The organism is Sphaerisporangium sp. NPDC005288 (assembly GCF_040607475.1).
GTDB classification, from domain to species: Bacteria; Actinomycetota; Actinomycetes; order Streptosporangiales; family Streptosporangiaceae; genus Sphaerisporangium; species Sphaerisporangium rhizosphaerae.
Genome location: NZ_JBEXGT010000043.1, coordinates 16,351 through 41,946 on the forward strand (window position 1 = coordinate 16,351; position 25,596 = coordinate 41,946).

General features: G+C 70.7%; 20 protein-coding genes and 1 pseudogene. 14 read left to right on the forward strand and 7 right to left on the reverse strand.

All coding sequences use genetic code 11. The features are described from left to right. Positions 1-67: 67 nt before the first annotated feature. The 9 genes from ABZU32_RS31935 to ABZU32_RS31975 all read left to right on the forward strand — a co-directional run bounded on the left by ABZU32_RS31935 (position 68) and on the right by ABZU32_RS31975 (position 13,333). The gene (locus ABZU32_RS31935; protein WP_354927936.1) at positions 68-2,095 is read left to right on the forward strand and encodes an alpha-1,4-glucan--maltose-1-phosphate maltosyltransferase; all 2,028 of its coding nucleotides are present in this window, start codon (positions 68-70) and stop codon (positions 2,093-2,095) included. Positions 2,096-2,147: 52 nt separating this feature from the next. Next, complete coding sequence (gene treS, locus ABZU32_RS31940; RefSeq protein ID WP_354847182.1) at positions 2,148-3,860, forward strand: maltose alpha-D-glucosyltransferase; 1,713 nt, start codon at positions 2,148-2,150, stop codon at positions 3,858-3,860. Beyond that, positions 3,857-5,284 (forward strand): aminoglycoside phosphotransferase, encoded by a 1,428-nt coding sequence (locus tag ABZU32_RS31945; RefSeq protein ID WP_354927939.1) that lies wholly within the window; start codon positions 3,857-3,859, stop codon positions 5,282-5,284. The genes treS and ABZU32_RS31945 overlap by 4 nt, the downstream gene beginning before the upstream one ends. Positions 5,285-5,430: 146 nt before the next feature. Beyond that, positions 5,431-5,994 (forward strand): hypothetical protein, encoded by a 564-nt coding sequence (locus ABZU32_RS31950; protein ID WP_354927942.1) that lies wholly within the window; start codon positions 5,431-5,433, stop codon positions 5,992-5,994. 275 nt (positions 5,995-6,269) lie between these two features. Then, a complete protein-coding gene (gene glgB, locus ABZU32_RS31955; RefSeq protein ID WP_354928090.1) occupies positions 6,270-8,675 on the forward strand; it encodes a 1,4-alpha-glucan branching protein GlgB in 2,406 nt (801 codons plus the stop codon). A 53-nt stretch (positions 8,676-8,728) separates the two neighbouring features. After that, the gene (locus tag ABZU32_RS31960) at positions 8,729-10,420 is read left to right on the forward strand and encodes a S49 family peptidase (RefSeq protein WP_354927945.1); all 1,692 of its coding nucleotides are present in this window, start codon (positions 8,729-8,731) and stop codon (positions 10,418-10,420) included. Between the two features lie 105 nt (positions 10,421-10,525). After that, positions 10,526-10,999 (forward strand): MarR family winged helix-turn-helix transcriptional regulator, encoded by a 474-nt coding sequence (locus tag ABZU32_RS31965; RefSeq protein ID WP_354847171.1) that lies wholly within the window; start codon positions 10,526-10,528, stop codon positions 10,997-10,999. Between the two features lie 120 nt (positions 11,000-11,119). Next, a complete protein-coding gene (locus tag ABZU32_RS31970; RefSeq protein WP_354927948.1) occupies positions 11,120-11,599 on the forward strand; it encodes a MarR family transcriptional regulator in 480 nt (159 codons plus the stop codon). A 75-nt stretch (positions 11,600-11,674) separates the two neighbouring features. Further along, positions 11,675-13,333 (forward strand): MFS transporter, encoded by a 1,659-nt coding sequence (locus ABZU32_RS31975; RefSeq protein WP_354927951.1) that lies wholly within the window; start codon positions 11,675-11,677, stop codon positions 13,331-13,333. 92 nt (positions 13,334-13,425) lie between these two features. Here the strand turns inward: ABZU32_RS31975 and ABZU32_RS31980 are convergent, their stop codons facing one another. Next, positions 13,426-13,905: a flavin reductase family protein gene (locus ABZU32_RS31980; protein ID WP_354927954.1), complete on the reverse strand. Its 480-nt coding sequence runs from the start codon at positions 13,903-13,905 to the stop codon at positions 13,426-13,428. A 458-nt stretch (positions 13,906-14,363) separates the two neighbouring features. Between ABZU32_RS31980 and ABZU32_RS31985 the strand changes: the two genes are divergently transcribed. From ABZU32_RS31985 to ABZU32_RS32000, 4 genes are all read left to right on the forward strand, one after another. Continuing rightward, complete coding sequence (locus ABZU32_RS31985; RefSeq protein ID WP_354927957.1) at positions 14,364-15,155, forward strand: helix-turn-helix domain-containing protein; 792 nt, start codon at positions 14,364-14,366, stop codon at positions 15,153-15,155. Positions 15,156-15,427: 272 nt separating this feature from the next. Continuing rightward, a complete protein-coding gene (locus ABZU32_RS31990; protein ID WP_354927960.1) occupies positions 15,428-16,489 on the forward strand; it encodes a sigma-70 family RNA polymerase sigma factor in 1,062 nt (353 codons plus the stop codon). 40 nt (positions 16,490-16,529) lie between these two features. Then, positions 16,530-17,369 carry an SgcJ/EcaC family oxidoreductase gene (locus ABZU32_RS31995; protein ID WP_354927963.1) on the forward strand — a complete coding sequence of 280 codons (840 nt, stop codon included), beginning with the start codon at positions 16,530-16,532 and terminating at the stop codon, positions 17,367-17,369. A 328-nt stretch (positions 17,370-17,697) separates the two neighbouring features. Continuing rightward, positions 17,698-18,705: a zinc-binding alcohol dehydrogenase family protein gene (locus ABZU32_RS32000; RefSeq protein WP_354927966.1), complete on the forward strand. Its 1,008-nt coding sequence runs from the start codon at positions 17,698-17,700 to the stop codon at positions 18,703-18,705. Between the two features lie 149 nt (positions 18,706-18,854). Here ABZU32_RS32000 and ABZU32_RS32005 read toward each other — a convergent pair. Together ABZU32_RS32005 and ABZU32_RS32010 are read right to left on the reverse strand one after the other, a co-directional pair. Further along, a pseudogene (locus ABZU32_RS32005) lies at positions 18,855-19,755 on the reverse strand (IS5 family transposase). Positions 19,756-19,848: 93 nt separating this feature from the next. After that, entirely contained in the window at positions 19,849-20,928 is a 1,080-nt protein-coding gene (locus ABZU32_RS32010; RefSeq protein WP_354927969.1) for an aldo/keto reductase, read from the reverse strand. Between ABZU32_RS32010 and ABZU32_RS32015 the strand changes: the two genes are divergently transcribed. Further along, positions 20,813-21,514 carry a TetR/AcrR family transcriptional regulator gene (locus ABZU32_RS32015; RefSeq protein ID WP_354927972.1) on the forward strand — a complete coding sequence of 234 codons (702 nt, stop codon included), beginning with the start codon at positions 20,813-20,815 and terminating at the stop codon, positions 21,512-21,514. The genes ABZU32_RS32010 and ABZU32_RS32015 overlap by 116 nt on opposite strands. Positions 21,515-21,790: 276 nt before the next feature. Here ABZU32_RS32015 and ABZU32_RS32020 read toward each other — a convergent pair whose 3' ends face one another. From ABZU32_RS32020 to ABZU32_RS32035, 4 genes are read right to left on the reverse strand one after another with little or no spacing between them, the layout of a single operon-like run. Then, positions 21,791-22,714: an ABC transporter substrate-binding protein gene (locus ABZU32_RS32020; protein WP_354927975.1), complete on the reverse strand. Its 924-nt coding sequence runs from the start codon at positions 22,712-22,714 to the stop codon at positions 21,791-21,793. A gap of 40 nt (positions 22,715-22,754) precedes the next feature. Then, positions 22,755-23,426 carry an ABC transporter permease gene (locus tag ABZU32_RS32025; RefSeq protein ID WP_354927978.1) on the reverse strand — a complete coding sequence of 224 codons (672 nt, stop codon included), beginning with the start codon at positions 23,424-23,426 and terminating at the stop codon, positions 22,755-22,757. Next, positions 23,423-24,088: an ABC transporter permease subunit gene (locus ABZU32_RS32030; protein ID WP_354927981.1), complete on the reverse strand. Its 666-nt coding sequence runs from the start codon at positions 24,086-24,088 to the stop codon at positions 23,423-23,425. Before ABZU32_RS32030 ends, ABZU32_RS32025 begins: the two co-directional genes overlap by 4 nt. Continuing rightward, positions 24,081-25,223: an ABC transporter ATP-binding protein gene (locus ABZU32_RS32035; protein WP_354927984.1), complete on the reverse strand. Its 1,143-nt coding sequence runs from the start codon at positions 25,221-25,223 to the stop codon at positions 24,081-24,083. Before ABZU32_RS32035 ends, ABZU32_RS32030 begins: the two co-directional genes overlap by 8 nt. Positions 25,224-25,596 lie beyond the last annotated feature (373 nt).

A 25,596-nucleotide genomic window follows, 5' to 3' on the forward strand; every position in this document is an offset into this window, starting at 1 on the left:
AAGCAAGATCCTCCTGCCCTCACAATTCCCGGCGGCGCCCGGCGCGTCGCCGCTACCTTGAGACGCGATGATCGGACGAATCCCAATCCAGGACATCCAACCTGTCGTCGACTGCGGGCAGTGGCCCGCGAAGGCGGCGGCCGGCGAGACCTTCGAGATCAGCGCCACCGTGTTCCGCGAGGGGCACGACGCCGTGGCCGCCGGGGTCGTGCTGACCGACCCGCAGGGCACGCGCGGGCGCCTGCTCGCCATGCGCGAGGTCGCCCCGGGCACCGACCGCTGGGCCGTCGAGGTGACGCCGCCGACCGAGGGCGAGTGGCAGTACCGCGTCGAGGCATGGAGCGACCCGATCGCCACCTGGCTGCACGACGCCGGCATCAAGATCCCCCGCGGCATCGACACCGATCTCATGTGCGAGGAGGGGGCGCGCCTGTTCGAGCGCGCCGCCAAGGCCGTGCGCCAGGCGGGCTGCGACAGGTGCGCCCACCGGGCCATCCTGCAGAACGTGGCCGACCAACTGCGCGACGACGACCTCGACCCGCGGGCGAGGCTGGCGGTGGCGCAGCTCCCCGAGACGGCGGCCGTGCTGGCCCAGCACCCGCTGCGCGACCTGGTCACCCGGGGGCCGAGGCACCGGCTGCGGGTCGACCGCAGGCGGGCGCTGTACGGCTCGTGGTACGAGCTGTTCCCCCGCTCCGAGGGCGCGGTCCTCGACGAGGGCGCCGTCCCCAAGTCGGGCAACTTCCGCACCGCGGCCGAGCGGCTGCCGTCGGTCGCGGGCATGGGCTTCGACGTGGTCTACCTGCCGCCGGTCCACCCGATCGGCGAGACGTTCCGCAAAGGGCGCAACAACACCCTGCATCCCGACCCGCACGACGTCGGCTCCCCCTGGGCCATCGGGTCGGAGGACGGCGGCCACGACGCGCTCCACCCCGACCTCGGCACGCTGGAGGACTTCGACGCGTTCGTGTCGCGGGCCCGCGAGCTCGGCCTGGAGGTGGCGCTCGACCTGGCCCTGCAGTGCTCCCCCGACCACCCGTGGGTCAAGGAGCACCCCGAGTGGTTCACCGTCAGGGCGGACGGGTCGATCGCCTACGCCGAGAACCCGCCGAAGAAGTACCAGGACATCTATCCGCTGAACTTCGACAAGGACCCCGAGGGCATCTACGCCGAGGTGCTGCGGGTGGTGCGCCACTGGACGGCGCACGGGGTGCGCATCTTCCGCGTGGACAACCCGCACACCAAGCCGGTGGGGTTCTGGGAGCGGCTGCTGGCCGACGTCCACGCCACCGACCCGGACGTGCTGTTCCTGGCCGAGGCGTTCACCCGTCCCGCCATGCTCCAGACGCTGGCCAAGATCGGCTTCCACCAGTCGTACACCTACTACACGTGGAAGAACTCCAAGGCCGACCTCGAGAGCTACCTGACCGAGCTCTCGCACGAGACGTCGCACTTCCTGCGCCCGAACCTGTTCGTCAACACTCCGGATATCCTGCACGAGTACCTGCAGAACGGGGGGGTCCCGGCGTTCAAGATCAGGGCCGTCCTGGCGGCGCTGGCGTCGCCCACGTGGGGGGTCTACGCGGGCTACGAGCTCGCGGAGAACGTCCCGGTACGACCGGGCAGCGAGGAGTATCTCAACAGCGAGAAATTCGAGCTGAGGCCGCGCGACTGGGCCGCCGCGGAACGCGAGGGCCGGAGCCTGGCTCCCTTCATCACAACCCTCAATTTGTTCAGAAGAGCACACCCGGCGGTTCAGGAACTGCGTAACCTACGGTTCCACAACGTCGACCACCCGGACATGGTCTGCTTTTCCAAGCGGCTGCCCGGAGCTTATGACGCGTCCACACGAAGGCACGGCATAGGCGATGTGGTCGTGGTGGTGGTCAACCTCGACCCACACAACACCCACGAGGCGACGGTCTGGCTGGACATGCCTGCCATCGGCCTCGATTGGGGCGCCGAATTCGTCGTGGACGATGAGCTCTCGGGCGAGTCGTACCACTGGCGGCATGCCAATTACGTGCGCCTCGATCCGCACATCAACCCAGCCCACGTCCTCACACTGCGAGCGACGCCGGCCAGTCAGCCGTAGGCACTGGCGAAGGCGGCGGAAAGCGCGCATAAGCACAGCGGGGAGTCCACAGGTGAGCTTGACGCCTCAGCCCGTTCCGAATACCTTCACACACGAAAAGCCGCGCGACCCGCACTGGTACAAGCGCGCCGTCTTCTACGAGGTCCTCATCCGGGGATTCGCGGACAGCAACGGCGACGGCACCGGTGACATCCGCGGGCTCATCAGCAAGCTGGATTATCTCCAGTGGCTCGGCGTCGACTGCCTGTGGCTCCTGCCACTCTACGAATCCCCCCTCAAAGACGGCGGATACGACATTTCCGACTTCATGAAGATCCTCCCGGACTTCGGTGACCTGGGAGACTTCATCAAGCTCGTGGACGAGGCGCACAAACGCGGCATGCGGGTCATCGCCGACCTCGTCATGAACCACACCAGCGACCAGCACCCCTGGTTCCAGGCGTCCCGGCACGACCCCACCGGCCCGTTCGGCGACTTCTACGTGTGGTCGGACAACAACGAGGAGTACAGCGACGCCCGCATCATCTTCATCGACACCGAGACCTCCAACTGGACCTACGACCCGGTGCGCGGGCAGTACTACTGGCACCGGTTCTTCCACCACCAGCCGGACCTCAACTACGAGAACCCGGCGGTTCAGGACGCCATGGTCGAGGTCCTGAACTTCTGGCTGGACCTCGGCATCGACGGCTTCCGCCTGGACGCCGTGCCCTACCTGTTCGAGCAGGAGGGCACCAACTGCGAGAACCTCCCGCAGACCCACGCCTACCTGAAGCGCATCAGGAAGGAGGTGGACGCGCTCTACCCCGACCGCGTGCTGCTCGCCGAGGCCAACCAGTGGCCCGCCGACGTCGTGGAGTACTTCGGCGACCCGGTGACCGGCGGCGACGAGTGCCACATGGCCTTCCACTTCCCGCTGATGCCGCGCATCTTCATGGCCGTCCGCCGCGAGACGCGCTACCCCATCTCCGAGATCATGGCCCAGACCCCGAAGATCCCCGACCACTGCCAGTGGGGCATCTTCCTGCGCAACCACGACGAGCTCACCCTGGAGATGGTGACCGACGAAGAGCGCGACTACATGTACACCGAGTACGCCAAGGACCCGCGGATGCGCGCCAACGTCGGCATCCGCCGCCGCCTGGCGCCGCTGCTGGAGAACGACCGCAACCAGATCGAGCTGTTCACCGCCCTGCTCATGAGCCTGCCCGGCAGCCCCGTGCTGTACTACGGCGACGAGATCGGCATGGGCGACAACATCTGGCTCGGCGACCGCGACGGCGTCCGCACCCCCATGCAGTGGACCCCCGACCGCAACGCGGGCTTCTCCGACTGCGACCCCGGCCGGCTCTACCTGCCGGTGATCATGGACCCGATCTACGGGTACCAGGCGCTCAACGTCGAGGCGCAGCAGAAGAACCCCGGCTCGCTGCTGCACTTCACCAAGAAGATGATCGAGATCCGCAAGCGCCACCACGTCTTCGGTCTCGGCGAGTTCACCGAGCTCAACTCCTCCAACCCCAGCGTCCTCGCCTTCGTCCGCGAGCTGGGCGACGACCGGGTGCTGTGCGTCAACAACCTGTCCCGCTTCCCCCAGCCCGTCGAGCTGGATCTGCGCCGGTTCGAGGGCGTCACCCCCGTGGAGTGCACCGGAGGGGTGCCATTTCCCCCAATTGGCGAACTTCCGTATCTTTTGACGCTCCCCGGGCATGGGTTCTATTGGTTCACCCTTCCGCCCACGAGCGCAGCAACCGAGGAGACGTGAGACATACTCTCGAAGAGCTGCTTGCCGGCTGGATCACCCATCAGCGGTGGTTCGCCGGCAAGGGCCGCGCGATCACCGAACTGGCCGTCGAGGCCGCCACCACGTTGCCCCTTCGTGGTCCTGCAGAATCCTTCCACAGTGATGTGGCGGGGTCCTGCGGGACCACGGACCGCCGCAGACCGCCGACCGACGACCGCGTCACCGTGCGCCACCTCGTCATCACCGTCCGCCAGGACGCGCGCACCGACCGCTACCAACTCCTGATCGGCTTCCGTCCCGAACTGCCGCAGCGGCTCAAGCACGTCGCCATCGGCGAGACGCCCGACGGCCACGCCTACGACGCCGTGCACGACGCCGAGGTCACCGGCCTGCTGCTGTCCGGCATCGCCTCCGGCGCCGACATCGGCGGCCTGCGGTTCCGCCACATGCCCGGCATCGAGATCGACACCGCCCTCCGCAGCCTGGTGCTCGGCGCCGAGCAGTCCAACACCTCCCTGGTGTTCGGCGACGCCTACATCTGCAAGCTGTTCCGCAAGATCGTCCCTGGGGTGAACCCGGAGCTGGAAGTGGTCTCCGCCCTCGCCGAGCGCGGGTCGCCGAACATCGCCAAGCCTTACGGGTGGATCGAGACCGACATCGGCGGGGAGAACACCACGCTGGCCTTCACCCAGGAGTTCCTGCCCACCGCCAGCGACGGGTGGGCCCTGGCCCTCACCAGCGTGCGCGACCTCTACGGGTCGCTGCCCGGCACCACCGCGGCCGAGGCCGGGGGCGACTTCGCCGCCGAGTCCACCCGGCTCGGCATGGCCACCGCCCACCTGCACAAGGAGCTGGCCGCCGCCTTCCCCACCAGCACGGTGGAGGCGCCCGAGGTCAAACGCATGGTCGAGGGGTTCAGGCGGCGCCTGGAGGCCGCCATCTCCGAGGTGCCGGGCCTGGCCGAGCACGCCGGTGTCGCCCACGAGGCGTTCGACCGGCTGGCCGACACCGGACGGCCCATCACCGTGCAGCGGGTGCACGGCGACTACCACCTGGGCCAGGTCATGCGCACGCCCGGCGAGTGGGTCGTGCTGGACTTCGAGGGCGAGCCCGGGCAGCCGCTCCAGGAGCGCCGGGCCCTGGACTCCCCGCTCAGGGACGTCGCCGGCATGCTCCGCTCGTTCGACTACGCCGCGCGCCACCTGCTGGCCGACCACCCCGAGGCCAAGGAGCTGGAGCCGCTGGCCGCGGAGTGGGCACAGCGCAACCGCGCGGCGTTCATCGCCGGATACTCGGCGGGCGGCGGGCGCATCCACGGCGACGACGCGGTGCTGCTGCGCGCGCTGGAGCTGAGCAAGGCCGCCTACGAGGTGGTCTACGAGGCGCGCAACCGGCCGTCCTGGCTGCCGATCCCCCTGGCCGCCTTCAGCCACGACCTGGGCTGAGTCAGCCACGACCTGGGCCGACTCGGCCACGACCTGTGCCGACCCGGCCACAACCTGGGTTGACGGTGCTCGCGAGGCGGCGTGCGCGTCCCCACGTTGGATACCATGGGCGACCGGACATTGACGGACGGTGAGAGAGTGGGCTGATGAGGCGACGGCGGCTCGCGATCCCCGTCGTGTTCGGCGTTCTGGTGTCCGGCATGTGCGTGTTCGCGCTGACCGTCCGGACGGGTGAGGAGCGCGGAGGGACGCGGCGCACGCCCCCGGCGGCCGGCGGGCCGACCGAGGCGGGGCGGCCCGAGCGCGCCGCCCCCGGAGCCGATGACGAGGTGAGCGCGCGCAGCCGCGCGGCCGCCCGCGCCCGGCGCGGCGGCGCGGCGGCCGCCCCCGGCCTCCCCTTCACCGGCGACCCGCGCGACGGCGGCCATCCGGCGGCCCCCACCCCCTCCGAGCAGGCCCGGGCGACACGGTTCCTGCTCGCCGACCCCCCGCTGGCCGCCATCGTCGGCAGGGCCTACGCCGAGGCGGCGCACCGTCCGCTCTCGTCGGCCGCCGACCTGCGGGTGCGGTCGCTGGTCTTCCGCCGGTTCGGGTGCGAGACCCGCCGTTGCCTGCAACTGTTCGTGTGGTTCCCGAACGGCGAGGAGCTCGACATCGGTCGCGTCGTCGTGGACATGGCCTCCGGAGGCGTCCGCGTGCTGAAGTGGTGAGCACGCGCGGGTCCACATGCTGGAGCGGTGAGCACGCGAAGGCGTCCGCGTGCTGAAGTGGTGAGCACGCGAGGGGTCCGCGTGCTCGGATGGTGACGCCGCGCGGCCAAGGCGTCCCCTCACCCGGGGGCGGTGAGGCCGTTCCTGGCTTGCCGAACCGTGCGTTCGCCGTTCCCGCGGTGTGATCCGCCCGACATCATGGGTTGGCGGGACGATCTGGGGCAGGGTTAGCTCAATAACACCAATCACGGTGCCGAGGAGCAGTGAGCGAGCTGATGAACGCGGATCTTGACTTGAACCGGCTGGCCGGCGGCGCGCACCATGATCCGCACGTGATCCTTGGCGCGCACCTCACCCCCGAGGGCCTCACCGTCCGGGCGCTCAAGCCGCTGGCGGAGAAGGTCGAGCTGCTGCTGGATGACGCCGCGCACGAGATGAGCCACGTCGAGCACGGGGTGTTCGCGGCGACGCTGCCGGGGGTGGACAAGATCCCGCCCTACCGGTTGCGGGTCACCTACGCCGGCGCGGAGCCGCACGAGGCGGGCGACCCGTACCGCCACTGGCCCACGCTGGGCGAGGTCGATCTGCACCTGATCGGCGAGGGCCGGCACGAGCGCCTGTGGGAGGTCCTCGGCGCCCGCGTCATGCGGCACGATGACGAGGACGGCACCGCCTTCGCCGTCTGGGCGCCCAACGCGCGCGGCGTGCGGGTCGAGGGCGGGTTCAACCACTGGAACGGCGCGGCGCACCCGATGCGGTCGCTCGGCCGGTCGGGCGTGTGGGAGCTGTTCATCCCCGGGGTCGGCGAAGGAGAGCACTACAAGTTCTCCATCCTCGGCGCCGACTCGGTGTGGCGGTCCAAGGCCGACCCGATGGCCCGCCGCACGGAACAGCCGCCCGCCACCGCCTCCATCGTCGACTCCTCCGCCTACGCCTGGCAGGACGACCAGTGGATGCGCCGGCGCGCCGAGCGGGACGCGCTGGCCTCCCCGATGAGCACCTACGAGGTCCACCTGGGCTCCTGGCGCCCCGGTTTGAGCTACGAGGAGCTGGCGACCCAGCTCGTGGAGTACGTGCGGGACATGGGCTTCACCCACGTGGAGCTGCTGCCGGTCGCCGAGCACCCCTTCGGCGGCTCGTGGGGGTACCAGGTCACCTCCTACTACGCGCCCACCTCGCGGTTCGGCGGCCCCGACGAGTTCCGTCACCTGGTCGACCGGCTGCACCAGGCCGGCATCGGCGTGCTGCTCGACTGGGTGCCCGCGCACTTCCCCATGGACGAATGGGCGCTGGCCCGTTTCGACGGCACCCCCCTGTACGAGCACTCCGACCCGCGGCGGGGCACCCACCCCGAGTGGGGGACGTTCATCTTCGACTTCGGACGGCGCGAGGTGCGCAACTTCCTGGTCGCCAACGCGGTCTACTGGCTCAAGGAGTTCCACATCGACGGGCTCCGCGTGGACGCGGTCGCCTCGATGCTCTATCTGGACTACTCCCGCCGCGAGGGCGAGTGGACGCCGAACATCTACGGCGGCCGGGAGAACCTCGACGCCGTGGAGTTCCTCAAGGAGATGAACGCGGTGGCCTACCGCGAGGCGCCCGGCATCGTCACCATCGCCGAGGAGTCCACGGCCTGGCCGGGGGTCTCCCGTCCCGTGCACCTGGGCGGGCTGGGGTTCGGGTTCAAGTGGAACATGGGCTGGATGCACGACACCCTGGCCTACCTGCACCACGAGCCGGTGTTCCGCCAGTACCACCACCACCAGATGACCTTCTCGCTGATGTACGCCTACTCGGAGAACTTCGTGCTGCCGCTGTCGCACGACGAGGTGGTGCACGGCAAGGGGTCGCTCATCGGCAAGATGCCCGGCGACGAGTGGCAGCGCTTCGCCAACCTGCGGGCCCTGTTCGCGTTCATGTGGGCCCATCCCGGCAAGAAGCTGCTGTTCATGGGCGGCGAGTTCGGCCAGGGCTCGGAGTGGTCGGAGGAGCGCGGCCTGGACTGGTGGGTGCTGGACTTCGAGCCGCACCAGGGCGTCCAGCGGCTGGTCCGCGACCTCAACCGCCTGTACGCCGACTCTCCGGCGCTGTACTCCCAGGACCACTCGCCGTCGGGGTTCCAGTGGATCGACGCCGACGACGCCTCCGGCAACGTGTTCTCCTTCGTGCGCCACGGCGCCGACGGCTCGATGGTGGCCTGCGTGGTCAACTTCTCCGGTCAGCCGCACCACGAGTACACCCTTGGCCTGCCCGCCGCCGGCCTGTGGGAAGAAGTGATCAACACCGACGCCTACCAGTACAACGGCAGCGGAGTCGGCAACCTCGGGTCGGTCGAGGCCGTCGAGCGGCCCTGGCACGGGCTGCCGTACTCCACGCGCCTGCGGCTGCCGCCGCTCGGCGCCCTGTACCTGCGCCACCCCGGCACCCGCGAGGCCGGCTCCGCCGCGGCCCTTCCGGCCGTCGAGCACGACGACCCCGCGGCGGCCCTCCCCGCCGCCGAGGACGCGGGCCCGGCTGACGGCCCGCCCGCTGACGGCCCGTCCGCTGACAGCGCGCCCGCTGACAGCGCGCCCGCTCACACTGCGCCCGCCGACGGCCTTCCCGCCGCCGGGGACGCCCTGACCGGCGCGGCGCCTCAGAGCGGCACGGCCGCGGACGGCGAGGAGCGGCCGCCGGCGTGAACCGATGGGAAAGCGTGCGCCTCTTCCCCGGAAACGTCGCCTAGGGTGTCGCTATGGACGCGACAAAGTCGATCATGGACACCGTCGACAGGTTCCGGCAGCGGCGCACGGCTCCCCTGGTTCTCGAGCTCGACCTGACCGAGGGGCTCACCGAAGGGCCTCCCGCCGACCCGCTCAGCGCCGTGCTGTCGATGCGCAAGACGCGCCTGGCCGACGTCCTGTCCGGTCTGCGCCGCGCGCGCAGGGACCCGCGCGTCAAGGCCCTGGTCGTCAAGATCGGCGGACGGCCCATCGGGCTCGCCATGGTCCAGGAGCTGCGCACGGCCGTCGTGCGGCTGCGGGCGGCGGGCAAGCTGACCGTGGCCTTCGCCGAGACCTTCGGCGAGTTCGGCGCGGGCACCGTGCCCTACTACCTGGCCAGCGCCTTCGAGAAGGTCTACCTCCAGCCGTCCGGCGACGTCGGCCTGACCGGCATCTCGCTGGAGCAGCGCTTCGTGAGGAACGCGCTGTCGAAGATCGGCGTCGACTACCAGATCGGCCAGCGGCACGAGTACAAGACCGCGGCGAACATGTTCACCCAGGACCACATGACCGACGCGCACCGCGAGTCCACCGGGCGCATCGCCGAGTCGGTCATCGAGCAGATCGTGTCCGGCGTCGCCGAGGGGCGTGGCCTGGCCCCCGAGCGGGTCCGCGAGCTCATCGACCAGGGCCCGTTCATCGGCGCCGAGGCGGTCCAGGCGGGCCTGGTCGACCGGCTCGCCTACCGCGACGAGGTCTACGACGAGGTCCGCTCCGAAGGCGACCTGCTGCTGTACGTCTCGCGGTACGCCAAGGGCGCCATCGCCAAGAAGCTCCCGCACCCGGGCGAGCGCGTCGTCGCGCTGATCCACGGCAGCGGGCAGATCCGGCTGGGCCGCAGCGGGCGCAGCCCGCTCGGCGGCGCGGGCGCCATGGGCTGCGACACGATCGCCGCCGCCTTCCGCGCCGCCCGCCGCGACGACGCCGTCAAGGCGGTCGTCTTCCGCGTCGACAGCCCCGGCGGGTCGTACGTCGCCTCGGACGTGGTCTGGCGCGAGGTCGTCCTCACCCGCAAGGCCGGCAAGCCGGTCATCATCTCGATGGGCGACCTGGCCGCGTCGGGCGGCTACTTCGTCTCGATGGCCGCCGACGTGATCGTCGCCCAGCCGGGCACGCTGACCGGCTCCATCGGCGTGTTCGGCGGCAAGCCCGCCGTCGGCGAACTGCTCGGCCGCCTCGGCGTCACCTCCGAGTCGGTGGACGTCGGCGCGAACTCCGGCATGTTCTCGCCCAGCCGCGCCTTCTCCGAGCCGCAGTGGGAGCGGGTCAACGCCTGGCTCGACCGCATCTACGAGGACTTCGTGGGCAAGGTCGCCGAGGGCAGGGGCTTCGACCGCGACCGGGCCCACGATCTGGCCCGCGGCCGGGTGTGGACCGGCGCCGACGCCTTCGGCAGGGGCCTGGTGGACGAGCTCGGCGGCCTGGAGGACGCGCTGGCGATCGCCCGCAGCCGGGCCGGCCTGCCGAAGGACGCCACGGTGCGCCCCTATCCGCGCATGCACCCGCTCGAACGGCTGCGGCCGGCGGAGTCCAGCGAGGACAGGGCCGCGGCGCTCGGCCAGGTGCGCCTGGAGGCCTGGGGCCCGCTCGCCCGGGTGGCCGCCGAGCTCGGCCTGCCCGCGTACGGGCCGCTCATGCTGCCCGGCACGTGGACGATCCGCTAGCGCGGCGCCCCGCGCCACCGTCCGCCCGGCCGCTCTGGTGGCCCGGCGGCGGGCGCCGCTAGGCTGGTCAACCTGGTTGTCTGCCATTGAGCGAGGTCGTCCATCGTGTCCACGAACCCGCCGGGCTACGAGCTTCCCCTCCGGTTGTTCCTGGGGTTTCGCACCATCATCGACGAGGTGCACGCCGAGCTGGCCCGGCAGGGGCATCCTGACGTGCGCCCGCTGCACGGGTTCGTCATGCAGGCCATCGGCACGCACGGCACGACGGCCGCCGAGCTCGGCCGAAGGCTCGGGGTCTCCAAGCAGGCGGCGGGCAAGACGGTCGACACGCTGGAGCGCGTCGGGTACGTCGAGCGCGGCTCGGACCCGCACGACGCCCGGCGCAAGGTCGTGCGGCTCACCGAGCGGGGGGTGGACAGCCTCGTGCGGTCGGCCCGCATCTTCGACGACATCCGGGCGCGGTGGGCGCAGGTCCTCGGCGAGGACCGCCTGCGCGCCCTGGAGGCCGACCTGCGGGAGGTCACCCCGGCCGACGTCTTCCGCCTGGACGTCCCGGGCTGGTTCGGCGGCTTCGACTGACCGGCCGTCACCGGCCCGCCCGCGACCTCCGGGGGCCGGATCCATCGAACTCCGGCAAACGGCTCTGCTAGCGGATAATCCGGTACGGAACGACATCGTTATGCTGGAGGAGTGACCGCCATGGCTCCCGCACCCACCACACCGGACCTGTCATTCCTGCTGGACCACACCAGCCACGTGCTGCGCACGCGGATGGCGGCGGCTCTGTCCGAGATCGGGCTCACGGCGCGTATGCACTGCGTGCTGGTGCACGCCGTCGAGGAGGAGCGGACGCAGGCCGAGCTGGCCGAGATCGGCGACATGGACAAGACCACGATGGTCGTCACCGTGGACGCCCTGGAGAAGGCCGGCCTGGCCGAGCGACGCCCCTCCAGCAAGGACCGCCGGGCCCGCATCATCGCGGTCACCGAGGAGGGGGCGAAGGTCGCGGCACTCAGTCAGCGCATCGTCGACCGCGTCCACCAGACGGCACTCGCGGGCCTGTCGAAGGACGAGCGGGAGCTGTTCCTGCGGGTGATGAACCGCCTGGTCACCGACGAACTGGCCACTCCGGCGGACAATCCGCAGCCGGTGCGGCGGGCGCGCCAGCGGGCAAGTTAGATCCGTCAGAGATCGTCTATAACAAAACCATCTGCTACGGTCTCTCTTGTCGTCTCATCCGACAGGAGAGAACCCATGTCCGCCACCTCCCCCTCGCACTCCGGCCCATCCCCCTCGCACTCCGGCCCACCCTCCTCGCACGCCGGCCCGCCCCCCTCGCACTCCAGCCCACCCTCCTCGCACTCCGGCCGGCCCTCCTCGCACTCCGGCCCGTCCCCCTCGCACGCCGGCCCGCCCGCCGCGGAGCCGCCGCCCCCGGCCCGGCCCCGTTCCCGGTGGATCGCCCTCGGGGTGATCGCCACGGCGACGCTGATGACCATCCTCGACGGCAGCATCGTGACCGTGGCCATGCCCGCCATCCAGACCGACCTGGGCTTCTCCCCCGCCGGGCTGAGCTGGGTCGTCAACGCCTACCTGATCGCCTTCGGCAGCCTGCTGCTGCTCGCCGGCCGGCTCGGCGACCTGGCCGGCCGCAGGCGCGTGTTCCTGGCGGGGACCGCGGTGTTCACCGCCGCCTCGGTGCTCGCGGGCGTCGCCGCCGACCCCACCACGCTGATCGTCGCCCGGTTCCTGCAGGGCGCGGGCAGCGCCATGGCCGCCGCGGTCGGGCTCGGCATCCTGGTGACGCTGTTCACCGAGCCGGCCGAGCGGGCGAAGGCCATCGCCGTGTTCAGCTTCACCGGCGCCGCCGGCGCGTCCATCGGCGCGGTGCTCGGCGGCCTGCTCACCGACGCCCTCACCTGGCACTGGATCTTCTTCGTCAACCTGCCCATCGGCGTGGCCGCCCTGGCGGTCGCCGTGTCCGTCCTGCCCCGCGACCGCGGGCTCGGCCTGCCGGCCGGGGCCGACGTCGCCGGCGCGCTCCTGGTGACCTCGGGGCTCATGCTCGGCATCCACACCGTCGTCCAGGTCGAGACGCGGGGGTGGACCTCGCCGGCCACCCTCGGGTTCGGCGCCCTGTCGGTCGCGCTGCTCGCCGGGTTCCTCCTGCGCCAGGCGACCGCGCGGACCCCGCTCATGCCGCTGCGGGTGCTGCGGTCGCGGAACGTCTCGGGGGCGAACCTCGTCCAGATGCTGATGGTCGCCGCGCTGTTCGCCTTCCAGGTCCTGACCGCGCTCTACACGCAGAAGGTGCTCGGGTACGGCGCGACCGCCACCGGCCTGGCGATGCTCCCCGCGGCGACCGCCATCGGCGCGGTGTCCCTCGGCATCTCGGCCCGGCTGTACGCCCGGTTCGGGGAGCGGGACGTGCTGCTGGCGGGCATCGCGCTCCTGATCGCGCAGCTCGTGCTGCTGGCCCGGGTCCCCGTGCACGCGAACTACGTGACCGACCTGCTCCCGCCGATGCTGCTGGCCTCCGGCTTCGGGCTGGCGATCCCGGCGCTGACCACGCTCGGCATGTCCGGCTCCGGTGAGCGGGACGCCGGGCTGGCCTCCGGGCTGTTCAACACCACCCAGCAGATCGGCATGGCGCTCGGCGTCGCCGTGCTGTCCACACTGGCCGCCTCCCGCACCGAGGGCCTCTCCGCGCACGGGGCTAGCCCGGCCGCGGCGCTGACCGGCGGCTACCGGCTGGCCTTCGCCATCGGCGCCGGCCTGCTGACCGCGGCCTTCCTCGTCGCCCTGGTGGTGCTGCCCCGCCGGCCCCGCACTCCCGCCCGCGAGACTCCCGCCCACGAGACCGGCGACGCCCCGGCCGGCGCACGCGGCGATGATCAGGTCAGCGCGCGGTGACCACAAGGCTAGCGCGCGGGTGACCATCAGGTCGGCGCACGGCGAGCATCAGGTCAGCTTGCGGTGGGCATCAGGTCGGCGCACGGCGAGCATCAGGTCAGCGTGCGGTAGCGCCCGCGCAGCCGCACCAGCGGCGGCAGCGCCGGGGCCACGTAGTCGACCCCCAGCACCTGGGCGAGGAAGAGCGTGTGGTCGCCGCCGGGGATCACCCGGGCGGTCTCGGCCTCGAGGGCGGCCACGCCGCCGTCGATGACGAAGGCCCCGGTGTGGCGGCCGCGGTGGTGCGGAGTCCCGGCGAGCAGCAGGCGCGCGCTCGGACGCCCGGGCGTGGCGAACCGGCTGGCCATCACCGCCTGGTCGCCGGAGAGCAGGGTCACCGCCCAGCGGTCCTGGCGCAGCAGCACCTCGCACAGGTACCCGGTGGAGGCCAGGCTGAGCAGCACCATGGGCGGGTCGGCCGACAGCGAGGTGAACGTCGTCACCGTCGTGCCGATGTCGTCCCGCTCGTCCCGCACGGTGACCACCACGACCCCGGCGGCCAGCTGCCGCATCGCCTCCACGAACTCGTTCATGGCCCCCACTCCTACCACCGATCACCGACCCCCCGGCGCCCCGGGCGCGCCAGACCACGCCGACCCAGGCGCGTCGGTCCACGCCGATCCTGGCGCGTCGGTCCACGCCCGACACCCCAGCCCCACGCCGCCCCGGACGCCCAGCCCACGCCGCCTCGGACGCCCACCCGGCCACGTCCAGCCCACGCAGACCCGATCGCAACCGGCCCGCGCGGACCCGATCGCAACCAGCCCGCGCCGACCTGGTCACATCCATCCCGCGCGAACCCGATCGCGCCCAGCCCGCCCACGCGGGCCTGGTCACAACCAGCCCACGCCGACCTGATCACGCCCAGCCCACGCCGACCCGGTCGCGTACGACCCATGCTGACCTGGTCGCGCCCGGCTCGCGGGGGTGACAGCGGGTCATACCCTGCGGGGTATCGCCGCGGGCACGGCGGCTCGGATACAACGGGGCGGTGAGCACGACGATGGAGGACACGCGGTTCGGCGAGGAGCTACGGCGCTGGCGCGAGCGCCGCAGGGTGAGCCAGCTCGAGCTCGCCATCAGCGCGGGCACCACACAGCGCCACCTCAGCTACATGGAGCGGGGCCGTTCGATGCCCGGCCGCACCATGGTCGTGCGGCTGGCCGAGTCGCTCGGCCTGTCGCCGCGCGAGCGCAACGGCCTGCTGCTCACCGCCGGATACGCGCCCGTCTTCCCCGAGTCGCGCCTGGACGAGCCGCTGCTGCGCCCGGTGCTCGACGCCCTGACCGGCGTCCTGGACGGCCACCTGCCCTACCCGGCGGTGGTCCTGCGCCCGTACGGGGAGGTGGTGGCGGCCAACAGCGCCATAGCCGTGCTCACCGAGGGGGCCTCGCCGGAGCTGCTCCGTCCGCCGGTCAACGTGCTGCGGCTGGCCCTGCACCCCGACGGCATGGCCCCGCGCGTGCGCAACCTCGCGGCCTGGGGCCGGCACATCATCGAGAACCTGCGGGCCATGGCCGCCAGGAGCCCCGACGCGCGGCTGGAGGGGTTCATCGCCGAGCTGTCCGGCTACGTCCCCGCGGCCGACCCGGGGCCCGACCACCTGGGCTTCGCCGTGCCGCTGCGCCTGTGGTCGCCGGAGGGCGAGCTGCGCCTGCTCACCACGATCACCTCCTTCGCCACGGCCGTCGACGTCACCCTGGCCGAGCTGCACCTGGAGGCGTTCCTGCCGGCCGACGAGCCCACGGCCGCCCTCCTGCGCGCCCGAGCGGCTCGCCACTGAGGAGCGCCCACCGGACGGGGGCTCGCCACTGACGAGCACCCACCGGACGGCGGCCCTCCGCCCCGGCTGTGTGCCGGATGTGATCGGCGCCGGGTCGGCGGGTCGTCGTACGGCGATGTCGGCGCCGGCTACGGCGCCCGACCCCGGTGAACGCTCGTGGACGGCCCACTAGCTAGGGCCTGTTTCCCGGATCTTGCTTTCGAGACTGTGACCTGGCGTGCGTTTGATCGTTTTCGCATAGCTTGGCTCGTGCAGGTCAGTCGGGGGGATAGATGCGTTCTGAGTCGGGCTGGGTGGATGAGGCCACCGCGGGCGATCTGTTGGCTGCGGCGCGGGAGGGTGATGGGGAGGCGTTCGGACGTCTGGTGGGGCCGTTGCGGGAGGAGTTGCGGGCGTACTGCTACCGGATGCTGGGGTCGGTGCATGATGCGGATGACGTGGTGCAGGACACGTTCGATCGGGCCTGGCGCAGCCTGGGGCGGTTCGAGGACCGCGGATCGATCCGACCGTGGCTGTACAAGATCGCAACGAACAGGTCGTTGACGCTCATCGAGCGGCGGGGGCGGCGAGAGCTGCCCACCGATCTGAGCCCCCACGGCACATCGCCGGCCGAGGCCGGATGGCTGGAACCGTACCCGGACCGGCTGATGAGCTGGACGGCGGATCTGGGCCCGGAGGCTCGTGTGGTGGCGCGAGAAAGTGTGGAGCTGGCCTTCGTCGCGGCGCTGCAGCATCTGTCGGCGTCGCAGCGGGCCGTTCTGCTGCTGCGTGAGGTTCTCGGGTACGGCTCTGGGGAGGTCGCCGAGCTGTTGGAAACCACAGTGGCGGCGGTCAACAGTGCGCTTCAACGGGCCCGGAAGGCCGTCGCCGGTCTGCTGCCTGAGACGACCCAACAGCAGGTGTTGAGCTCGCTGAGTGAGGCGGCGCGGCGGGATGTGGCCCGGCGGTATGTGGCCGCCTGGGAAGCCGGGGACGTCAACGCCATTGTGGCGATGCTGACCGAGGACGCGAAGTACTCGATGCCGCCGCTGACGGCCTGGTATGAGGGTCATGACGGCATCCGCGGCTTCCTGGCTCGAACCGCGGCGACGCGACGCTGGCGCTTCTTGCCCGCGCGGGCGAACGCGCAGCCGGCGTTCGGCACGTACCTGTGGGACGAGGACCGGGGCGTGTACGTCGCCGCAGGTCTGGATCTGCTCGTTCTGCGCGGGGAGCGGATCGCCGAGGTGGTCTCCTTCTTGGGCGCCGATTTTTCGATGTTCGACCTGCCGACGGAGCTGAGGGGAACTGATTCCGCGGGGTGCGATGATTTCGGCGATCCGGGCGGGTTGTAGTCGTGACGAACCCGTTGACCCGGAAGGACGCGGTCGAGCCATGGCCACCGACGAAGAACAGATCCGCACCCTGATCGAGCGTTGGGCCGAGGCGGTCCATGCCGGTGACATCGACAAGGTCGTGGCCGACCACGCCGGCGACATCGTCATGTTCGATGTGCCGCCGCCGTACGAGGGCGTACGCGGCTTGGACACCTACCGCGAGACCTGGCCGCCCTTCTTCGAATGGCAGGCACAAGGTGCCTCGTTCGAGATCGAGTCGCTGGACCTCACCGTCGGTGACGACGTCGCGTTCGCGCACGCCCTGCTGCGGTGCGGCATGCCTGAGCAGTTCGCCGACAATCCCGACCTGCGCCTACGGTTGACCCTGGGCCTGCGCAAGGAACACGGCCAGTGGGTCGTCGCTCACGAACACCACTCGTTCCCTGTCGCCGACCTCGCGCGCGATGACGCCGCCGAGCAGGAGATACGCCGGCTGCACCAGCGCTGGTCCGACGACACCGCCGCCAAGGACCTGGACGGCATGATGGCCGCCATCGCCGATGACGTCATCTCCTACGAGCACGAAGAACCCCTTCAGCACCTCGGCGTCCAGGCCGTACGGGAGGTCTGTGAACGTAGCTTGGACGCCTCCGCCGATGCCATGGTGACCTGGGACGTTCCGGACCTGAAGGTCATCGCACGGGACGGCCTCGCTGTCGCATGGGGGCTCAACCACGTTCGGGTCGAGCACGCCGACGCCCGGGCGTTCGACAGTTGGTCACGCGGAACGCGGGTGTTCCGGCGAACGAAGGGCACATGGGTGATGATCCATCAGCACCTGTCCGTGCCGTTCGACCCCGCCACCGGTGAAGCGAGGACCGCCCTGCACCCTGAATGAACCGCAACGACGGCGAGTTCGGCGTCGAATCCGGGCGGACGGCCGCCGGACGAGCCACGTTCATGATCCAGGAAACACGACCTGGGCACCCGGTGAGTGTAGGTGGTCACCGCACGAGCGGCGCTCGCTCGGGCACGCCTTCACGGTCGACCGGCACCCTCTGCCGCCTCCTCCTGGCCGGCCGGCATCCGCCCGGCGTGTCACAGCGCCGACCCGCACCCGCCCAGGCGTGTCTCGGTCGGCCGGCACCCCTGCATGCGTTTCACGGTCGACCAGGACCCGCTCGGGCGCGTCGCGGGCTGCCGGCGTCGTTGCGTACGGTCGTCGTATGACCGAGACGATGCGCGCGGTGGCCTACCGCAGATCCCTTCCCGTGTCCGACCCCGGCAGCCTGGAGGACGTCGAGCTGCCCGTTCCCACGCCCGGACCGCGTGACCTGCTCGTCCGCGTCGAGGCGGTGTCGGTGAACCCGGTGGACACCAAGGTCCGCAAGGGCGACGATCCCGGGGGCACGCCGAAGGTGCTCGGCTGGGACGCCGCGGGGGTCGTCACCGCCGTGGGCTCCGAGGTCACGCTGTTCGAGGTGGGCGACGAGGTGTACTACGCCGGCTCGATCACCCGTCCCGGCTCCAACTCGCGCTACCACGCCGTCGACGAGCGCATCGTCGGCCACAAGCCGCGGACGCTGGGCTTCGCCGAGGCCGCCGCGCTGCCGCTGACCACGATCACCGCCTGGGAGACGCTGTTCGACCGCTTCCGGCTGGACGCCGGCAGCACCGGAACCCTGCTCGTGCTCGGCGCGGCCGGCGGCGTCGGCTCGATGGTCGTCCAGCTCGCCCGCGCGCTGACCGGCCTGACCGTCATCGGCACCGCCTCGCGGCCCGAGTCGCGCGAGTGGGTGCTCGGCCTGGGCGCCCACGAGATCGCCGACCACCACGACCTGGTAGCCAGCGTCCGAGCCGTGGCGCCCCGGGGAGTGGACTACGTGTTCTCCCCCAAGACCGACGGCCAGATCGAGGCGTACGCCGAGCTGCTGCGGCCCGGCGGGCACATCACCGCCATCGACGAACCGGAGGGGCTGGAGCTGCTGCCCCTGAAGTCCAAGAGCATCGCCTTCCACTGGGAGCTGATGTTCACCCGGTCTCTGTACGAGGCCGACGACATGATCGCCCAGCACGAGCTGCTGGAGAAGGTCGCCGAACTGATCGACGCGGGCACCCTGCGCACGACCCTCACCACCGAACTGGCCCCGATCGAGGCCGCCACCCTCCGCAAGGCCCACGAGATGCTGGAAAGCGGCCGCACGATCGGCAAGGTGGTCATCACCGGCTTCTGACCGCCCCTGCCGCCGGCCCTTATGGCCGGCGGCATCCATGACCCATCGGAGAAGTGAAGGTCGGCGATATGCTCACGGGCGCCCGACCCTCTACGCTCCTTTGCCCAGCGGCTGGGGGTCAAGCCCCGCTAGGCCGTGTCTGACAATGATCACGATGCTGGTTGGCGGAGCCACAGGATGAGTGAGGCGAGTTCGAGTCCGGCCCGATAGCGGGTGGCGAGTTTGTCGAAGCGGGTTGCGACGGCGCGGAACTGTTTGAGCCGGTTGAAGCATCTCTCCACGACGTTGCGGTGCCTGTACGCCTGTGCGTCGAAGACGGGCGGACGGCCTCCCTTGGAGCCCCGCGGAGCCGATTGGCCTGCTGGTCTCGACGTTCCGGGATGGTGGCGGCGATGCCGTGACGTCTGCACCACGCCCGAATGGCCCGGGACGAGTACGCCTTGTCGCCCAGGACTCTGTCCGGGCGGGTACGGGACCGGCCCTTGCCCACGCGTGGGATGCGGACCGCGTCCATCACCGCTTCGAACATGGTGGCGTCGTGGACGTTGCCCGGCGTGAGGACCAGGGCGAGTGGGAGGCCGCGGCCGTCGACGGCCAGGTGGACTTTGGTCGTCAGACCGCCCCGGGACCGGCCGAGGGCCTGCCGCGTCGCCGAGCGTTCCGAATCCGCCAGTTCGTCCCCGTCGGCTTCCCCTTTTTACGGGCGCCGGCGGCGTGCTGATGTGCGCGGTTGATCGTGGAGTCCACCGAAATAGCCCATTCCACCTCACCCACCGCGTCGCTGCGGACCCGGACGTGCTCCAACAGTTTCGCCCAGGTGCCGTCCGCCTCCCAGCGGGCGGAGCGCTCGTAGACCGTCTGCCAGGGGCCGTACCGTTCGGGCAGATCCCGCCACAGCGCACCCGTGCGCAGCCGCCACAGCACCCCGTTGACCACCTGCCGATGGTCCCTCCACGGCCGTCCACACCCATCAGCCCGAGGAAGCAGCGGCTCTATCCGATCCCACGACACATCCGTCAACTCTCCACGACCCGCCACGACATGCATCATCCCGAACGGCGACACGGGCGCCGCCGCAGAGGCCCCGGAGATCATTCGTCAGATGCGGCCAAGGGCCGATAGCGACATCCCTGGGACCCTTGTTCAGCGGTGGCTCTGAGCGGGAGGCGTGGGCTGGCCGAGGGCCGCTTGCGACTCGTCGACGAGTCCGGTCAGGCGCGCGACCTCGGTGTCGGTCAACTGTTCGGCAACCTCGGAAGCTGCGATGTTGGACCGGAGGTGGTCGGTACTGCTCGTGCCGGGGATGACGACCGTGGAGGGCGAACGGCGCAGCAGCCAGGCCAGTGCGATCTGGGCCGATGTGGCGCCCAGGCGCTCTGCCGGGCCGGTCAGCTCCTGGTGGTCGCTCAGCCGCCCAGCGGCAAGCGGGAAGTAGGGGATGAAGAGAATGCCCTGGGTCTCACAGTCGGCGAGGACCTGGACGCCGCTGCGGTCGAGCAGGTTGAAACGGTTCTGCACCGCCACGATGGGGGTCATCTGCTGGGCGCGGGCCAGCATCTGCGGGGACGCGCCGGACAGGCCGATGCGGCGGATCAGTCCCTGGTCTCGCAGCTCGACGAGTGCGCCGAGCGACTCCTCCAGCGGTACGTCTTGGTGCGCGCCGGGGGTGTCGCCGACGAGTCGGAGGTAGGTCAGCTCGCTCGCGTCCGTTCCCATATCGGTAAGGGCCTCGTGGACCTGCCGCCGGACCGTCTCGGGGCGGCCGTCGACGATCCAGGACTTGTCCGGGCCGCGCTCTGCGCCGACCTTGTTGCCCACGATCACGCCCTCGGGGATCGGTCCCAGCGCCTGCCCGATCAGCTGGTTCACCGTGCGCGGCCCGTAGGCGTTGGCGGTGTCGAAGAAGGTCACGCCCAACTCCACGGCCAGGCGCAGCACCCGCCGCGCCGCCTCCGGGTCGTCCGGGAATCCCCAGACCTCAGGGCCCGCGAGCTGCATGGCGCCGTAGCCCACACGATTCATCAACCTCTCCCGCCGTATCGCTGTAACGCTATTTTTCGTACCACTGTCTGAATCAGTGATACGCCTTATGTCGTAGCATTGCAACGTGGATGATGCGAAGACCCGCAGTCGCCGACAGATCCTGGAAGTGGCAGCCGAACTCCTGGAACGGGAGGGCGCCCAGGCGCTCTCCACCCGCGCCGTCGCAGCGGCGGCCGGCATCCGGGCCGCCTCCTTGTACCAGCTCTTCGGTGACAAGGACGGGCTCCTTTCGGCGCTGGCCATCCACGCCTTCGACCTGTACTTGGCCCAGAAGCACACTCTGACGCCGAGCGGCGACCCGGTCGATGACATGCGCCGCGGATGGGACATGCACGTCGACTTCGGCCTGAAGCACCCCGCCTTCTACCTGCTGATGTACGGCACCGACCGCCCCGGCCGCCGCCCACCCGCCGCGCGGGAGGCTCAGGAACTCCTCATGACATTCCTCACCCGCGCCGCCTCCGACGGCCGCCTACGGGTACCGCCTGTCCTTGCCGCCCACCTCACCCTGGCAGCGGTGACCGGCGTCACGCTCTCCCTGATCGGCATCCCCGAGAGCGACCGCGACCCGGAGGTCTCACCACGCATGCGGGAAGCACTCATCGACGCCCTGACCACCGACACGAGCCCAGCCCCAGACCCGACCCTCGCCGCTCGCGCCCTCGCGCTCGATGCCACCCTCAGCGGGGCGGATCCAGCTACCGTCCCGCTCCGCCCCGTCGAGACCGCACTCCTGCACGACTGGCTCCAGCATCTCGCCCGCTAGCTGGGACGAGCCGGGCCCTCGAAGGCCATCTGTCAGACACGGCCTAGTCCACCCCGAAACTGACACGCTCTGTGTCACTCCGATCACATGCACCCCCAGTGGGGCGCAAGGTCGTGTGGTGGGAAGTCGAAGTCTGACCTTCCGGGCAGGTCAGATCACTTTGAGAGCCTCTGACAGGCCGAGAGCCGCCCTCCTGGTGGAGGGCGGCTCTCGGGGGTGGTTCTGTGTCGACGGCTCTGCCGGGTCACGGGCCGCCGTCAGGGGCGGGCCGGTGGGTCAGGCGAGGCCGTTTTTGGTCAGCCAGTCCTTGGCGACGGCCGGCGGGTCGTCCTTGTCGACGGCCACGCGCTTCATCATGTCGACGAGCCCCGCGGTGTCGAGCTTGGCGGAGATGGCGTTCAGCGTCGTGCGCACGGTGTCGTTCGCGCCGGCCTTGTTGACCAGCGGGGTGACGTTCTGGGCGCTGAAGACGCTCTTGGGGTCCTGCAGCGGCACCAGGCCGTTGATCAGGATCTTCGGGTCGGTGGTGAAGACGTTGCCGACCTGGACGGCGTCGCTCTTGATGGCGTCCGCGGTGGTGTCGCCGGTCGGCTTCCACTCCTTGAAGGTCAGGCCGTAGACGTCCTTGAACTGGGCCTCACGGCGCTTCTTGAACTCCGGCGGGCCGCCGACCGCGAAGTCCTTGGCGACCTTGGCCAGGTCCTCGATCGTCGTCAGGCTGTACTTCGTGGCGGTGTCCTTGGTGACCGACAGCGAGTCGTTGTCCTCGGCCGGGGAGGAGTCGAGGATCTCCAGCTCGGAGGCGAGCTTGGACTTCAGCTCGGTGTTGACGTCGTCCTTGCTGGCGGCGGTGCTCTTGGGGTCCAGGAAGCTGAGCAGACCGCCGTTGTACTCGGGCAGGACGGTCAGCGCGCCGTTCTTGACCTGGTCGTAGATGACCTCGCGGCTGCCGATGTTGAACTTCTCCTCCACCTGGACGCCCTTGGCCTGCAGGGCCTGGGAGTAGATGGAGGCGAGCAGGACGTTCTCCGGGAAGTTGGCCGAGCCGACGACGACCTTGGCGGCCGCGGCGGAGCCGGAGCCGGTCGAGCTGGGGGCCGCGCTGGCGCCGGTGTCGCTGAGCGGGTCGCCCCCGCCGCACGCGCCCAAGGAGAGCACCGCGGTCAGCGCGACCGCAGCGGTGGTAATAATTCGCCTCATAAGTGACTTAAATCCCTTCCAAATCGGGGGGTATTACAGGTTACCGGAGCCCCGAACGGCGGCTCACCCCAGGTGAGACCACCACACGCTGCAGTAACGCGAAACAGAGCTGCACGACCAGGGCGAGGGCGGCCACGAGGACCGCTCCCCCGATCGTGCTGGGGAAGTCCTTGGTCGCCAGCCCGTCGATGATGTAGCGGCCGAGACCGCCCAGGCCGACGTACGCGGCCACGGTGGCCGTGGCCACCACCTGGATCGCCGCGACGCGCAGGCCGAGCAGGATCAGCGGCATCGCCACCGGGACCAGCACCTTCATCAGCACCTGGCCGCCGCGCAGGCCCATGCCGTACGCGGCGTCGCGCAGGTCGTCCTCCACGCCCCGGATGCCCTCGTAGGTGTTCACCAGGATGGGCGGGATCGCGAGCGCCACCAGCGGCACCAGCACCGGCCAGGTGGTGCCGACCCCGACGAGCAGCACGATCAGCACCACCAGACCCAGGGTGGGCAGTGCGCGGGCGGCGTTGGCGGCGATCACCACGAGCACGGCGCCCCGGCCGGTGTGGCCGATCAGCAGCCCGAGCGGGATGGCGATGAGCATCGACAGCAGCAACGCCACCACCGAGAACTCGACGTGCTCCAGCAGCCGGGCCGGGATGCCACCCGGCCCCGACCAGTTCGCCGGGTCGCCGAAGAAGTCGATCAGCCAGTTCACGCGGTCCTCCTGGCACGGGCCCACGGGGTGAGCAGGCGCTGGGCGAGCACGAGCAGGCCGTCGGCGAGCACGGCCAGCACCACGACCAGCACGATGCCAACGATGATCGGCGTGGAGAACTGGCGCTGCCAGCCGTCGATGAACAGGTAACCGAGCCCGCCTCGGCCGATCAGCGCGCCCACGCTGACCAGGCTGATGCTGGACACCGTCGCGACCCGCAGTCCGGCCAGCACGACCGGCACGGCGATCGGCAGGTCCACCTGGAGCAGTCGCCGCATCGGCCCGAACCCCATGGCCACGGCCGACTGCCGCACGTGGTCGGGCACCGCCGCCAGCCCGTCCACCACCGCCGGGATCAGCACCGCCAGCGAGTAGAAGGTGAGCGGGATGATCACCGTGGTGCGCTCGGCCAGGCCGGTCAGCGGGATCAGCACGATGAACACCGCCAGCGACGGCAGGGAGTAGACCACGTTCATCAGGCTCACCGTGGGCTGGTAGAGCACCCGCCAGCGCGCGCTCGCCAGGCCCAGCGGCAGCGCGATGAGCAGCCCGAGCAGCACCGGGACCAGCGCCATGACGACGTGGTCCACCAGCAACTGCTGGATGCTCGGCCAGTTGCGCCCGATCCACGCCCAGCGGATCAGCGGCTCGCCCTCACCCATGGGACGCCGTCCCCTCACCGGGCGACCGGCGCTCGCCGGCGCCGGCGAGCGCCTCGTCCATGGCCTGCCGGGTGACGACGCCCTCGAAGCGCCCGTCGCCGTCCACCGCGATCGCGCACCCGGACGGCGCGAGAAGCGCGGCGTCCAGCGCGGCGCGCAGGGAGTCGGTGCGCGGGTCGAAGGTGCCGAACGGCAGCAACCCGTCGGAGGCGGGCGACCGTCCCGGGTCGTCCGCGCCCGGAGATTCCTCGGCGCCGCCCGTCCCGGAGCGAGAGGCGCCGGCGGCCGAGCCGTCCGCGCGCCAGCCCAAGGGGCGGCCGTCCGCGTCGAGCACCACCGCCCAGCCGGGGACGTCCGGCTCGCGCCGCACCGCCACCCCCTCGGCCGGGACGAACGACAGCCGCCGGATGCCGCGGTCCCTGCCGAGGAACCCCTCGACGAAGTCGTCCGCGGGCTCGGCCAGCAGGGTCGAGGGATCGGCGATCTGGGCGAGATGGCCGCCCACCCGAAGCACCGCGACGGTGTCGCCCAGCTTGATCGCCTCGTCGATGTCGTGCGTGACGAACACGATGGTCTTGTGCAGCTCGGCCTGGAGCCGCAACAGCTCGTCCTGCAGGCTGGTGCGCACGACCGGGTCGACCGCGCTGAACGGCTCGTCCATCAGCAGCACCGGCGGGTCGGCCGCGAGGGCCCTGGCCACGCCGACGCGCTGCTGCTGCCCGCCCGAGAGCTGGAACGGGTAGCGCCCGGCGAGCTTGGTGTCGAGCCCGACGCGCTCCAGCAGCTCCATCGCGCGGGCGCGCGCCTTTTTCTTGTCCCAGCCGAGCAGGTACGGCACGGTCGCGACGTTGTCCACGATCTTGCGATGCGGGAACAGGCCTGCCTGCTGGATGACGTAGCCGATGCCGCGGCGCAGCGTGGGAGGATCGATCTGGCGGACGTCCTGGTCGTCCAGCAGGATGCGCCCGGACGACGCGTCGATCATCCGGTTGATCATCCGCAGTGACGTCGTCTTGCCGCAGCCCGAAGGCCCGACGAAGACGGTGATCGCCCCGGTCGGCACCTGGAGACTGAGATTGTCGACGGCCACCGTCCCGTCGGCATAACGCTTGGTGACGCCTTCAAATGTGATCACGCACGACCTCGTGCTTCTCGGCCGGGCCCCGTGGCCCGGAAACGTCGAGTCGGCTGCGCACGGCTACCACCCGCTCGGCAGCCCCCACGGTAGGTGACGGCCCGACCGCGGGTCCACTTGATCTTTCCCGACACAGCCTATGGGGATCTTCGACAATCTGTCCCAAGACCTCGCTCATGCCTACTTGTCAGCATTTCCGAAAAGGGGCATCCCGCCGTGTGCGTGCCCTTCTTCCTGGTACTTTCGCGATATCTATCAAAGTGGCATCGATTAGTGCGGTCCTCGGCCGCCCCTTGACATGATTGGCCCCCACGCTTCCACTGACGCTCCCTCTGACCTCTGCCGTCACACCCAACCCCCCGACCCCGCTCGA